Below are 12,588 nucleotides of genomic sequence, written 5' to 3'. Positions count from 1 at the left end.
CGTCCGCGACGCCCGCGCCGCCGACCCAGATCTCGCCCGCCGCGCCGGGCGGCAGCACCCGCCCGCGCGGGTCCCGCACCGACACCGACCAGCCCGGCAGCGCCCGGCCCACGGACCGCGACCCGGCCACCAGGTCGGACGGCGTGACCGTCCGCGCGGTCACGTGCACGGTCGTCTCGGTGATCCCGAACATGTTCACCGCGCGGCAGCGCGTGGGGGAGTGGCGCGCGAACCACGGTGCGAGCAGCCGCACGTCGAGCGGCTCGCCGCCGAACACCAGCAGCCGCACGGCCAGGTCGTCGTCCGCGCGCTCGTCCGCGCGGACGAGCTGGGTGAACGCCGACGGCGTCTGGCTGAGGACGGTCACCCGCCGCTCCGCGAGCAGCCGCCGGAACGCGGTCGTGTCGCGGGCCGTCCAGTAGGGGACGACGACGAGGCGCCCGCCGGTCAGCAGGCATCCCCAGATCTCCCAGACGGAGAAGTCGAACGCGCTGGAGTGGAACAGCGTCCAGGTGTCGTCCGGGCCGAGGCCGAAGTCCCCGGTGGTCGCCTCGAGGAGGGCCAGGACGTTCCGGTGCGGGACGAGCACGCCCTTCGGACGGCCCGTCGAACCCGAGGTGTAGATCACGTACGCGGTGTCGTCCGGCGTGCCGGCCCTTGCCGGGCCGCCCGGGCCCTTCAGCTCGTCCAGGCCCTTGACGCGCACGTTCTCAACGCGGGGGAAGTGGGCCGGGTCGGCGATGACCAGCGGGAGACCGGCGTCCTCGGCGACGAGGCGGAGGCGGTCGGGCGGGTTGCGCAGGTCCATCGGGACGTAGGCGCATCCCGCCTTGAGGACGCCGAGCACGGCCACGACCAGGCTCGCGTCGCGGTCGAGGCACACGCCGATCCGGGCGCCGGGCCCGACGCCGAGCGCGCGGAGCCCGGCGGCCACCGCGTTCGCGCGTCCGTCCAGCTCGCGGTAGGTCAGCTCGACCTCGTCGTCCACGACGGCGACGGCGTCGGGACGGCGTGCCGCGACCTCCTCGAAGCGCCGGTCGATCCGTCCGTGCGCGGCGGGGGAGGGGCCGACGCCCGCGCCGCCCGACCGCAGCGTCCGCGCGGTCTGCTCCTCGGTCAGGACGGGGATGCCGGCGAGCGTGCCGGTCCCGTTCGTGAGGGCTGCCGCCAGCCGTGCGACGGACGCGCCGAAGTCCTCGGCGACCCGCTCCGCGATCGCGCCCTCGTCGAACCACACGGCGGCTTCGCCGGTGTGTTCGGTGACGTGCAGGGTCAGTGGGAAGGGCGGGGCTTGGAACGGCACATGGACGCGGTCGTCGGCGGCGGTTGAGAACACGACGCCCATGTACTGGGCGGCCTCGTCGACGATGTCCAGCTGTGCGAGGTAGTCGGACGCGCCCTGTTCCTCGTCGTCGCTACACACGCGCACGAGCTGCGGGCCGTGTCCGTTAGGGCCATGGCCGTTGTCGATGAGGCCGAACTCGACCGTCGGCTCACCGGAGTACCGGGCGAGGGTGAGGGCGATCGCTCCGAGGAGCGGCGCCCTTTCCCCTGAGGGGAGCGGGAGCGTTCGTACGCTTACGAACCCGGGCCGGGCCGGGTCTCCCATGCCCCACTCGGGGGCGGCCCATCGCGCCTCCGGAGCGGCGTTCTTCACTTCCGTGTACGCGTCGTCCCTGGTCACACCGAGCAGGGCGTCGGCGGTCCGGTCCAGGAGGTCGCGCGACCCCCGGCGCGCGACAAGGACCAGGTTCGCGGTCGCGTCCGCATAGCGCAGGAGCACCGCACGCACGAGGCCGGGTTCGCCATGGACGGGACGGAGCACTTCACGCCGGGTCCGTTCACGGGCCGAGGGGGAGTCCTGGGGCGAGGGGACGAACGTCTCCCAGATCCGCACTCCCTTGAAGTCGGTGGTATCCAGACGCGCGGACAACTCGTGCGCGCGCGTGCCGCCGGGTAAGCGCACGACCAGGGCTTGGCAGTCGCGTCCCCGCCCGTCCAGGAGGAGCGGGCCCGGCTGGAGCCACGCGGCGGTGAGCGTCGCCGCCGCCGTTCCGGTGATCGTCATCGTCTCGGTCCTCCGCTCCTGCCCGCCGCGCTCAGCGGACGGTGAACCCGGCGTCCACGGTGAGCACCGCGCCGGTCACCCGCGCCGCGTCGTCCCCGGCCAGCCAGACCGCCGCCCCGGCCACGTCCGCGGCCTCGACCAGCGCGTTCATCGGCTGGTCGCGCAGGAAGAACTCCTCGTGCCGCTCGGCGGGCAGCCGCAGCGACCGGGCGATCTCGACCAGCATCCGGCCCTCCGCGACCGGGTCGTCCCGCACCGAACCGGGGCACAGCGCGTTGACCCGCACCCGGTGCGGCGCGTAGTCCAGCGCGGCGGCCCGGGTCAGCCCGACCAGGCCGTGCTTGGCGGCCACGTACGCGGCGAAGTCGCGGTAGCCGACCAGCCCGGCCGTCGAGGCGACGTTCACGATGCTGCCGGACCGCCGCGCGACCATGACCGGCGCGACCGCCTTGGTCGTCCGCCACGCGCCGGACAGGTCCACGTCCAGCATCAGCGCCCAGTCGCGCTCCTCGATCTCGTGCACGGGCGAGCCGGACGGGGCGGCGATGCCCGCGTTGTTGACCAGGACGTCGACCGTGCCGAACCGGTCCAGCGCCGCGTCCACGGCGGCCCGTACGGCGGCCGGGTCGCGCACGTCCGTCCGCGCCGTGACGACGGCCGCGCCCTCCCGCTCGCACAGCTTCGCGGTGTGGTCCAACTGCTCGTGGCTGCCGAGCGGGTAGCCGACGCCGGGCAGGTCCGCGGCGATGTCGAGCAGCGCCAGGTCCGCGCCCTCGCGGGCGAACCGGACGGCGCACTCGCGGCCGATCCCGCGCGCCGCCCCCGTGATGACGGCCGTCTTGCCCTGGAGAAGCCCCGCCCCGCCACCGCGCTCGGACGCGCTCATGCGCGCGCGAGGGTCTGGAGCAGCGTGTCCGGGGCGTCCGCCAGGTACATGTGCCCGCCGGGCAGCTCCCGATAGGTGAACCCGGCGCTGGTGACCTCCCGCCACTGCCGCGCCTGCTCCGCGGTGACCAGCGCGTCGTCCGCGCCGCGGAGCGCCGTCACGGGGACGGCCACGGGCACGTTCGAGGACGGCTTGTAGTTCTCGTGCATCGCCACGTCCGCGCGCAGCGACGGAAGCAGCAGCTCCCGCAGGTCCGGATTGTCGAACGCGGCGTGCCGGTACCCGGCGAACTCCTGCACGCGGGAGAGGAACTCGTCGTCGTCCAGGCCCGTCGCGCGGTCGTCGCGGCCGGTGTTCGGGCCGGGCGAGCCGCTGACGCACAGCCGCGCCGGGACCGGGCCGCCGAGCCGCACCAGCTCGCGGACGATCTCGTAGGCCAGCACCGCGCCGAGGCTGTGCCCGAACAGCGCGAACCCGGGCGCCCCCGCGGTCAGCTCCGCGACCCGCGGGGCGAGCCGCGCCGCGGCCTCGATGACGTCGGTGAACGGCTCCTCGCCGAACAGCTCCTCGCGGCCGGGGAGCTGGACGGGCAGCACGGTCACCCTGTTCCCGGGCCGGTTCCTCCACGCCCGGTAGAACCCGGCGCCGCTCCCCGCGAACGGCAGGCAGACCACGGGCGGCGGCGCTCCGGTCCGCGACGGCTCGCCCGGCTGTGACCGTTCGCCGGCCCGTGACGGTTCGCCGGCCTGTGACGGTTCGCCGCGCTGCGACGGTGTGGCGGACATCCGATCCTCCCTAGAGCTTCGCCATCAGCTCGGCGACCTCGCGGTGCCGGGTGCAGGGGTGGTCGCCGAACGCGTCCCGGACCCGCTCCCGGACCTGCGGCTCCTGCTCCTGGCTGAGCTTGAACATGCCGTCCACGCGGGTGACGGCGATCCGGAACGCCCCGACCGCGGACATGATCCGGCGGAAGTAGCCGACCGACCCGTCCATCGACCAGCCCGCTCCGAACTCGCTCTCGTACGCGCGCACGGTGGCCTGGACGGTCGCGAGCGTGTCCTCGGGGGTGTCGGCCAGCCGCAGCGTCCCGTGCACGTGGACGGCGGTGAAGTTCCACGTCGGCGCGGCGGGCGTGATGCCGTAGACGGTCGGCGACACGTACCCGTGCGGGCCGGTGAACGTCGCGACGACCGGCTGGCCGTCGGTGAGCGCGGCCCAGTGCGGGTTCGCCCGGTTCATGTGCCCCCACAGGACGCCGCCGGTCAGGTCGTCCGGCGGCTCCGCCAGGTGCGGGTCCAGGATGATCGGCAGGTGCGTGACGAACGGCGGCGCCGTCCCCGTCCCGTTGCTGACCAGCTGGGCCAGCGGGTACCGGCGGACGAGCTCGACCGTCCACGACGAGTCGGGGGCGCGGTAGACGGACGGGACGTACACGCGGTGCTCCTTCTCCTGGGTGCGGCGGCGGGTGTCCCGTCGCCGGGACAGGGCGGTCTGCGCGGCCGGGCCGCCGACGAGCGGCGGCCCGCGCGGTCGGGCGCTACTTGAGGCGGGTGAACGTCCAGGCCGCGCCCTGGGGCTCGGCCGGGAGCGGGCGGAGCGTGGGGCGTTCGGGATCGTCGCCGGGAGCGAGGTCGAGCGCGAAGTCGCCGCTGCGCTTGCCGGACGCCACGACCAGGAACTCCGACGGCGGTCCCGCCGGGACGAGCCGCCACTCACGCGGCTTCGGCCAGCCGCCGATGGTCGCGCCGGCCGCCGGGTCGCCGGGCGGGAAACCGAGGAAGATCCCGCTCTCCACATTGCAGATCACGACCGTCTTCCTGCCGAACGCGCGGATCTCCCACTGCGCCTCGCCAGGGATCTCGGTGTCCGGGCGCAACCGCACCTCGCGGCCGGGAGAGGCGTCCCCGGCGGGCAGCATCAGGGACCGCTCCCCGGGCCCGGTGAGCCGGGTGATCGCATAAATTCCGTTCGCTATGACGCCCAAAGCGGATTCCTTTCCGGACGGCGTGATCGCGACCCATGAAATGTCGCCGCCGCACCGGCCGGGAACCGGGTCGTCCACATGCGGTCAGGGGTGTTGCGTTCCAACGGTCCCGCTCGGAACGCGAAAGCGGCCGTTGGGACGGCCGCTCCGGAATCGCGTTCGAAAATCCGTCACGGAATCCAGCCGGCCTCGGTGGCGATGCGCACCGCGTCCACCTTGTTGCGGGCGTTGAGTTTCACCACCATGGAGGTGAGATAATTGCGTACGGTGCCGACCGAGAGTTGCAGTGCGGCGGCGATCTCGATCGGCTCGGCGCCCTGCGCGACATGTTTGAGCACCTGCTCCTCGCGTTTGGAGAGCGGGTTCTCGCCGACGTCCCAGGCGCTCAGCGCGAGCTGCGGGTCGATGATCCGCCGGCCGGAGGCCACCTCCCGCACCGCCTCGGGCAGGCGGGCCGGGGGCGTTGTCTTCAGAAGGAAGCCGCCCACCCGGGCCGACAGCGCGCGCCGGATCACCCCCGGCCGGGCCATCCCGGTCAGGATCATCGTCCGGCAGGACGGCAGCGTGTCGTGCAGCATCCGGGCCACGGTCAGCCCGTCGATGTTGGAGATCTCCAGGTCGATGATGGCCACGTCCGGGCGGCACTCCCGCGCCGCCGGGACGACCAGGTCGCCGCGGTCCACGCTGGCCACCACGTTCAGGTCGTGCTCGATCTCCAGCAGGGCGGCGAGCGCCCCGCGTATCAGGTCCTGGTCCTCGGCGAGGAGCACCTTCAACGCCCGCATTGCACACCTTCGGAATCGCGAACGGCGCCGCGCGGCGCCAGGGACGGGGTCGGGAAAGGATCTTCGGGACGGCCGATCCGGTGTCAGGGCGTCGCCGCCGCCGGGGGTGGTCGGGACATGGCCGGTCCCACCACGGTGCTCCCCTTCGCCATTTCGTTCCCCGCTGCCATACGCTGTGTGCCGTGTCGGTACCCGCGGTAATCGTGGGGGTGGTGCTCTGTCGGTGCTCCGTGCGTTTGACAATTATCGTGCTACCACGTGCTTCTCGTACCATGCCGATTCATGGCCGTATGCGGCCACTCTGGGCGTCGAAATTAACGGGATCTTTACGGCCCGGCCGTCTTCCTGGCAAGAGCGGACTAATTGAAGAAAGCACCACTTCGCCGCCGGGGGCTCCCCGGCGGCGAGGCGGCAGCCGAACCGAATTCCGTTATCTGCTCGTGATCACCACTATCCGACGCGTTGCAATGCCTTCTCCCGGTACGCGGCGACCCGGGCGCCGGACTCGCGCCGCGCCATCCGGCGCAGCACCAGCGGCGCGAGCAGCAGCCCGACCAGCGCCCATGCGCCGAGCACCCCGAACGTCTCCAGGTGCCGCCACGAGTGGTGCAGCTCGACCGCCGCCATGTCGCCCGGCAGCAGCGCCGACCGCATCCCGAGGCCCAGCCAGTAGACCGGGAAGATCTGCGCGGTCGTCTGGATCCAGTCCGGCAGCGCGGTGATCGGGTAGAAGATCCCGGAGATCGAGATCACCGCCATCACCGGCAGCGTGATCGCCCCGGCCGCGCGCGGGCTGGCCACCAGCGCCCCGACCGCCGCGCCGATCGACTGCGTCGCCACCAGCCCGAGCAGCAGCACCCAGACCAGCGTGGCCCAGTGCCCGAAGGAGTCGAGCTTCAGCCCCTTCACCATGAACGCGCCGGGGACGAGCAGGATCGCGAGATAGGCCACCACGCAACCGGACGTCATGAACAGCTTGCCGATGAAGTACGCGCGGATGCCGTGCGGCGTCGAACGCGCCCGCAGCAGCGTGCCGTCCTCGCGCTCCACGGTCAGGTACTGGATCACCAGGATCATGCCGAGCGCGATGAACATGCCCAGCACGCTCGGCAGCACCAGCGCGCCCAGCTTGAACCCGGTGTGCCGGAACTCCCGGTTCCGGTAGAAGAAGATCGCCACCAGGGTCAGCAGCGGCCAGAGCACCTGGTTGACCAGCTCCGACCCGCTGAACGCCTGGCGCAGCTCGATCCACCCCCGGGAGACCCCCGAGGTGATCGCCGTCGTGCCCGTCCGCGCCTTCACCGCACCGACTCCTTCGCCTGGTCGCCGGCCCCGTCGCCGTTCTCGCCGGTCCCGCCGTCCTCCGCCTCGTCCTCGTCCTCGGGGGGCGGTCCCCCCTCGCCGGACTCGGCGCGGTGCACCAGCGCCAGGTAGGTGTCCTCCAGCGAGGACGGCCGCACCGCCAGCCCGGAGACGGCCGTGCCGTGTTCCTCGAACAGGCCCCGGACGAACCCCGTGGAGTCCTTGACCGAGCGCACGTACCGCTGGCCGTCGAGGGTCCAGCGCACCTCGTCCTCGCCGACGATCTGCTCGGCGAGCTCGGCCGCCGTGCCGTCCGCGACGATCCGGCCGTGGTTGAGGATCACGATCCGGTCCGCGAGCTTGTCCGCCTCGGCCAGGTCGTGCGTGGTCAGCATGATCGTGGTGTCGCCCGCCGCGGCCAGCCCGAGGATCAGGTCGTGGAACTCGTGCCGCGCCTCCGGGTCGAACCCGGCGGTCGGCTCGTCCAGGAACAGCAGCTCGGGACGGCCGACCATGCCGATCGCGACGTCCAGGCGCCGGCGCTGGCCGCCCGACAGCATCCGGATCTGCTTGTCGGCGTGCTCGCCCAGCCCGACCAGCGCGATCAGCTCCGCCGCGTCCCACGGCCGGGTGACCCGCTCGGTCGAGTGGCCCGCGTAGTACGTGCCGAGGTGCGCCAGCAGCTCGCGGACCCGCCACTTGCCGTGGTCGCGCCACGACTGCAGGACGATCCCGATCCGGGACCTCCAGTTCTCGTCGCCGTGGGCGGGGTCCTGGCCGAGCACGCTGACGTGCCCGGCCGACCGCATCCGGAACCCCTCCAGGATCTCGATCGTGGTGGTCTTGCCGGCCCCGTTGGGGCCCAGCATGGCCAGCACCTCCCCCTGGTGCGCCCGGAAGGTCACCCCGCGAAGGACGTCGTTGGCGCCGTAGCGCATGCGCAGCCCCTCGACCTCGATGACCGTCTCGCCGCTCGGACTCATCGGCTCGCCTTTCCTGGTTTCTCGGGCGGCCCCTGCCGGCCGTCGTCGGATATCGCCGCCTGCGTCCGCGCCCTCAGCTCCCGCCGGTCCACCCCGGCGAGGGCCAGCGCGCGCGGCACGGTGCCCGCCCGGAGCTCGAGGATCCCGAGCAGGATGTGTGCGGGCCGCAGGTCCTTCTTGTCGCCGGCGGCGGCCATCCCGCGCTCCAGCGCGAGCTTGGCGGAGGTGCCCGCGTCGGACGGCCTGCGCTCGCCCCTGCGCGGCCTCAGCACCTCCTGGTCGGCGGCGGTGACGCCGGCGGTGCCGAGGCTGTGCTCGAACTCGCGCTGCAGCGCGTCCCCGACCGCCCGGTGGTCCAGTCCCGCCCAGGCCAGCAGCTCGCGCGTGGTGTCCTCGTCCGCCGCCGCGATCGCCAGCAGCAGGTGCTCGGCCTCGATGGTCCGCGAACCCGCCTCCTGCGCCTCCTCCGCCGCGCGCTCGATCACCGAGCGCACGTACCGGCCGAAGACCTGGAGCATCACGTCCTCCTCCGCAACCGGACCCCCGCCTCGATCAGCTTCCTCGCGTGCTTCTTGTGCACGGCCTGGCGGGTGACGCCCAGGGCCTCGGCGACCTCGGACCAGCTCCAGCCCGCCCGCATGGCCTTCTCGACCGCCACGTCCTCCATGCGGTCGGCCAGCCTGCGCGTGGCCACCACCGCCGCCAGTTCCTCGCCCGGATCCCGCGAGGCGGGCACTTCGGCTCCAGACATGCGAGCAACCTAGGTTGCTTAGAGGAGGGTTGTCAACCCCGGTTGCTTAACTGGGTCGGAGCCTGCGCGCGGGCCCCGAGCCGGCCGTCGCCGGACCGCCTGGGCCGACGCCCGCGCTGGTCACACGGGTGAAGTCGCGACTCCGCGGCCGCGGCTTCCGGGCGTGGGGACGGTGCGTACACCGGCCGTGACGTATGAAAAGTTCACGTCCAACACGTGAACCGCTCAATGGCCCCACCGGACCTTCCATTGCATGCTGTGGCCAATGCAGATCAAGGAAGGAATGTCGGTTGGCTCGAGCGCTCCCCACAGAAGGCTGGACCGCCTCATTCGGAATCCCGGCCGCCCGCCCCGGCATTTTCCATCGCAGAGCCTGCCCCGGTGGCCCAACACGGTAGCTAGGCGGCGGACTTAAAATCCGTTTCAGTGTGGGTTCGAATCCCACCCGGGGTACGTCGTGCACACATTTCGATCCCTGTTCAGAAGACCGCTCCGAATCCTGCCCGAGGAGAGGACCCGTGAACACGGCACGGAACAACCTGACGGCCGGAACCCGTCCGCCCGCACCGTCCGCGGTCCGGGCCGCCGGAACCCCCGGCGGCCGGGACAGGCGCTCGGTCCAGGCCGGACTCGGCGCCGACGTCGGCGTTCAGGCGCGGCGGGCCGAACTGCACATCCCGGCCGGGCTCACCTTCGAGTCCTGGCTGCACATCGGCCGCAACCTGAAGCTGATCACCAACTCGTCCGCCTGGTGGCTGGGGGACTGGCTCGTATACGGCGAGAGCCGCTTTCCCGACCGCTACCGCCTCGTCCTGGAGGAGACCGCACTCGACTACCAGACCCTTCGAAACTACGCCTGGGTCGCCCGCCGTTTCCCGGCCTGGCGCCGCCGCGACGCCCTGAGCCTCCAGCACCATGCGGAAACAGCCGCCCTGCCCGAAGCGGAACAAGACCGATGGCTGAGCAGAGCGGAAAAGGAGAAATGGTCCACGCGCCGCCTGCGCGCGGAACTACGGCAATTCCGTGAACTCACCGGGGCCGTTCCCCGAAAGCCGCCGACGAAGGTCGTCGTGAGTCTCGCCGAGGGACGCGGCGAGGCATGGTCCCAGGCCGCCGAGGCCGCCCGGATGCCCCTCCCCGACTGGATCGCCAAGGTCCTGGACGAGGCCGCCGCCGACGCCGGCTGATCGGGCTGCCGTCCCAGCACGCCACGGAGGCCCAGCACGCCACGGAGGCCCCTCGCGATCAGGAGGGGCCTCCGCCGCGTGCGCACGGACGGGACAGAAGGTGCGACCGCGCTCAGGCCTCCGCAGCGGCGGCCGGGGCGGGCTCCCGGGGCGGCAGCGGGCCGTCGGTCAGCCGGTTGCTGAACCGGGCGAGCAGCCCGGTCTGGGCCGTCTCCTTGATCCGCCTGCCGATGAACGGCGGGATCCGCCAGTTCGCCGGGTTCCGCTTGGCCATCTGCGAGACCAGGTTCACGTGCGGGTACCGCGCCCGCTCGTACGCGCGCAGCCGCTCGGGGACGCTCCTGCCGCCGGCGTTGCCGGTGCCGTCCGCTTTGTCGGTGCCGTCCGCGCCCGCCAGTTCGCGGCCGAGGACCCAGGCGTCCTCGAAGGTCTGGTTCGCCCCCTGGCCGAGGGTGGGCGGCATGGTGTGCGCGGCGTCGCCGAGCAGCGTGACGCGGCCCTCGCCCCAGACGCGCCGGACCTTGTTCCAGCGGTGCCCGAAGAAGTCCAGGTCCTCCGCGGTGGCGGCGGCGAGGACGTCGGGCACCGGGTAGGCCCAGTGGCCGAACCGGTCGCGCAGCATCGCCACCGGATCCTCCGGACGCGGGTCGGCGGGCTTCCAGCGCACGTCGAACCACCACTGCAGCAGGCCGGGCCCGGCCGGGATGAGGCCGCACGCGCCCTCTTTTCCGGTGATCATGTAGTGCAGGGTCGTGTCGGTGATGTCGATGTCGATCGGGCTGAGCCCCTGCCAGGTGCCGAACGACGCGGGGCGGACGCTGCCCTCGCCCCAGAGCTGCCGCCGGACGACCGAGTTGACGCCGTCCGCGCCGACGACCAGGTCGCCGGTCGCGGTCGTGCCGTCCTCGAAGACGGCGGTGGCCGACCCGGCGTCCTGCGTCACCCGCGCGCAGCCGGCGCCGTAGCGGACCAGGCCGTCCGGAAGCCCCTCGGAGAGCAGGTCCACGATCTGCCGCCGGGAGATCGACCGGGTGGGGAAGCCGTAGGCGTCCGCCGCGTGGGCGAGGTCCATGGTGGTGCGCAGCCTGCCGTCGGCCGTGCGGGCGTCGATCCGGTCGATGCGTCCGCCGACCCCCTCCAGGTCGACGCCGAGGTCGCTCAGCACGGCCGCGCCGTTGCCGAAGACGGTGAGCGCCGCGCCGCCCGTCCGGCGCCCGGCGGCCTTCTCGAACACCCGCACGGTGTGCCCGTCCGCCAGCAGCCGCCGGGCGGCGGCCAGCCCGCCCACCCCGGCGCCGATCACGATGACGTCCATAGTTCTTCTCCCATCGGAGTATCTCCGATTCGAAGATACATCGCTCGGGAGTAGGCTGTGCGGGTGCCCCAGGGTTCTTCGCCGGCGGACCTGTACCGCGAGTTCGTGATCTCGTTCATGCTGCACAACCACGCGGTCGCCGACCGGCTCGGACTGCAGATGGCGGACGTGGCCGCGCTCGTCCTCATGGAGATGCGGGGCCCGCTCCCGGTCGGCGCGCTCTCCGCCGAGCTCGACCTGCCGTCGGCGTCGGCGACCCGCCTGGTGGACCGGCTGGAGCGCGGCGGCTACGTCCGGCGGACGCGCAGCGCCCACGACCGGCGCGCGGTCATCGTCGAGCCGGTCCCCGAGGGGATGCGCAGGTACTACGCCGCCGCGGCGCTGTCGGAGCGCCATCTGGGCGCGGTGGCGGAGCACTTCGGCCCGGAGCAGGCGGCGGTGATGCTGGAGATGTTCACCCGCGTCGCCGCGGCGTACCGCGACGCGACGCAGGAACTGCGGGACGGGGCCGACTGAGGCCCGGCCGGTCCCGTCGCCGGGCCGGCCGGTTCCCCGGTTCCGCCGCGGGGCGGGGTCAGCGGACCTCTTCGACCGCGCTGGTGCCCGACCCCGGGCGCGACTCCCACTCCCAGGTCTCCTCGAGCCGGAGCCGTCCGTCCGGCAGCGTCCGCAGCACCGAGAAGCAGTGCCCGGTGGACGTCTCGCCCGCCGTGTTGAGCTGCGTGTACCGGAACTCGATCTCGTCGCCGTCGCGCACGCCCACCAGGAAGCCGCGGCGGACGGTCCCGCCCGCGTACTCGGCCCAGATCTCGCCGTCGCGCTCGCGGTAGGCGAACTCCGTCAGGGTTCCGACCTCGCCGCCGACCGTGTCGGCCACGGCCCGGAACCGGCGTCCGTCCAGCGACGGCGTGCTGCTCATGAGGTCACCCTATATGTCGGGTTATGGGCAAGTTGGGCGGTCCTTGGCGGGAAGTGCCGCGACCTCGATGTCGAGCCGCACCTTCGCGCTCACGAACGCCCTCGTCAGCGCGGTCTTCACGCCCCGTTCGCGGGAGTCGACGGTGGTCGTTCCGGGGGCCGTCGCGGCGCCGTCCGGGCCGCCGCCGGTGACCCGGCCGACCGCGTCGCGCTGGACGAGTCGATCACCATGGCGTTCCTGGTCGTCCTGGAGTCGATGGCCCCGGCCGAGCGGGTGGCGTTCGTCCTGCACGACGTGTTCCGCTACCCGTTCGCCGAGGTCGCCGCCGTCGTCGGCCGGACTCCGGCGGCGTGCCGCCGGCTGGCCGTGTCGGCGCGCCGCCGGCTGGACGAGGCGCGGACCCCCGCG

General features: G+C 72.9%; 15 protein-coding genes and 1 tRNA gene. 4 read left to right on the top strand and 12 right to left on the bottom strand.

The window, feature by feature from the left end:
• From DZF91_RS34785 to DZF91_RS34740, 10 genes are all read right to left on the bottom strand, one after another.
• On the bottom strand, positions 1-2,068 hold a 2,068-nt coding region (locus DZF91_RS34785), incomplete at its 3' end, for an AMP-binding protein (protein ID WP_117361287.1).
• A gap of 31 nt (positions 2,069-2,099) precedes the next feature.
• The gene (locus tag DZF91_RS34780) at positions 2,100-2,954 is read right to left on the bottom strand and encodes an SDR family oxidoreductase (protein ID WP_117361286.1); all 855 of its coding nucleotides are present in this window, start codon (positions 2,952-2,954) and stop codon (positions 2,100-2,102) included.
• Entirely contained in the window at positions 2,951-3,739 is a 789-nt protein-coding gene (locus tag DZF91_RS34775) for a thioesterase II family protein (protein ID WP_117361285.1), read from the bottom strand. The genes DZF91_RS34780 and DZF91_RS34775 overlap by 4 nt, the downstream gene beginning before the upstream one ends.
• Before the next feature lie 10 nt (positions 3,740-3,749).
• Positions 3,750-4,388: an FMN-binding negative transcriptional regulator gene (locus DZF91_RS34770; RefSeq protein ID WP_117361284.1), complete on the bottom strand. Its 639-nt coding sequence runs from the start codon at positions 4,386-4,388 to the stop codon at positions 3,750-3,752.
• Between the two features lie 103 nt (positions 4,389-4,491).
• Positions 4,492-4,938 carry an RICIN domain-containing protein gene (locus DZF91_RS34765; RefSeq protein WP_147341528.1) on the bottom strand — a complete coding sequence of 149 codons (447 nt, stop codon included), beginning with the start codon at positions 4,936-4,938 and terminating at the stop codon, positions 4,492-4,494.
• A 170-nt stretch (positions 4,939-5,108) separates the two neighbouring features.
• Positions 5,109-5,723 (bottom strand): response regulator transcription factor, encoded by a 615-nt coding sequence (locus DZF91_RS34760; protein WP_117361282.1) that lies wholly within the window; start codon positions 5,721-5,723, stop codon positions 5,109-5,111.
• Between the two features lie 450 nt (positions 5,724-6,173).
• Complete coding sequence (locus tag DZF91_RS34755) at positions 6,174-7,025, bottom strand: ABC transporter permease (protein ID WP_117361281.1); 852 nt, start codon at positions 7,023-7,025, stop codon at positions 6,174-6,176.
• The gene (locus DZF91_RS34750; protein ID WP_117361280.1) at positions 7,022-8,008 is read right to left on the bottom strand and encodes an ABC transporter ATP-binding protein; all 987 of its coding nucleotides are present in this window, start codon (positions 8,006-8,008) and stop codon (positions 7,022-7,024) included. The genes DZF91_RS34755 and DZF91_RS34750 overlap by 4 nt, the downstream gene beginning before the upstream one ends.
• The gene (locus DZF91_RS34745) at positions 8,005-8,526 is read right to left on the bottom strand and encodes a Clp protease N-terminal domain-containing protein (protein WP_199487102.1); all 522 of its coding nucleotides are present in this window, start codon (positions 8,524-8,526) and stop codon (positions 8,005-8,007) included. The genes DZF91_RS34750 and DZF91_RS34745 overlap by 4 nt, the downstream gene beginning before the upstream one ends.
• Positions 8,526-8,759 (bottom strand): hypothetical protein, encoded by a 234-nt coding sequence (locus tag DZF91_RS34740; protein WP_117361279.1) that lies wholly within the window; start codon positions 8,757-8,759, stop codon positions 8,526-8,528. The genes DZF91_RS34745 and DZF91_RS34740 overlap by 1 nt, the downstream gene beginning before the upstream one ends.
• 375 nt (positions 8,760-9,134) lie before the next feature.
• Here DZF91_RS34740 and DZF91_RS34735 point away from each other — a divergent pair.
• Both DZF91_RS34735 and DZF91_RS34730 read left to right on the top strand, forming a co-directional pair.
• A tRNA-Leu gene (locus DZF91_RS34735) sits at positions 9,135-9,212 on the top strand.
• Positions 9,213-9,277: 65 nt separating this feature from the next.
• Positions 9,278-9,946: an LmbU family transcriptional regulator gene (locus DZF91_RS34730; protein WP_235834780.1), complete on the top strand. Its 669-nt coding sequence runs from the start codon at positions 9,278-9,280 to the stop codon at positions 9,944-9,946.
• Positions 9,947-10,058: 112 nt separating this feature from the next.
• Here the strand turns inward: DZF91_RS34730 and DZF91_RS34725 are convergent, their stop codons facing one another.
• Entirely contained in the window at positions 10,059-11,261 is a 1,203-nt protein-coding gene (locus tag DZF91_RS34725) for an FAD-dependent oxidoreductase (protein ID WP_117361278.1), read from the bottom strand.
• Between the two features lie 63 nt (positions 11,262-11,324).
• Between DZF91_RS34725 and DZF91_RS34720 the strand changes: the two genes are divergently transcribed.
• The gene (locus DZF91_RS34720) at positions 11,325-11,777 is read left to right on the top strand and encodes a MarR family winged helix-turn-helix transcriptional regulator (protein WP_147341527.1); all 453 of its coding nucleotides are present in this window, start codon (positions 11,325-11,327) and stop codon (positions 11,775-11,777) included.
• A gap of 58 nt (positions 11,778-11,835) precedes the next feature.
• Here DZF91_RS34720 and DZF91_RS34715 read toward each other — a convergent pair whose 3' ends face one another.
• On the bottom strand, positions 11,836-12,180 hold the full coding sequence (locus tag DZF91_RS34715; protein WP_117361276.1) for a hypothetical protein: 345 nt from the start codon (positions 12,178-12,180) through the stop codon (positions 11,836-11,838).
• Between the two features lie 228 nt (positions 12,181-12,408).
• On the opposite strand from DZF91_RS34715, the gene DZF91_RS34710 reads away from it, so the two are divergent.
• Positions 12,409-12,588, top strand: a 180-nt coding sequence (locus DZF91_RS34710; RefSeq protein WP_268915999.1) for a sigma factor-like helix-turn-helix DNA-binding protein, incomplete at its 3' end; no start/stop codon positions are given.

This window comes from Actinomadura logoneensis, assembly GCF_003428695.1.
In the GTDB taxonomy this organism is placed as follows: domain Bacteria; phylum Actinomycetota; class Actinomycetes; order Streptosporangiales; family Streptosporangiaceae; genus Spirillospora; species Spirillospora logoneensis.
This window is presented reverse-complemented; position numbering and strand designations above follow the sequence as displayed.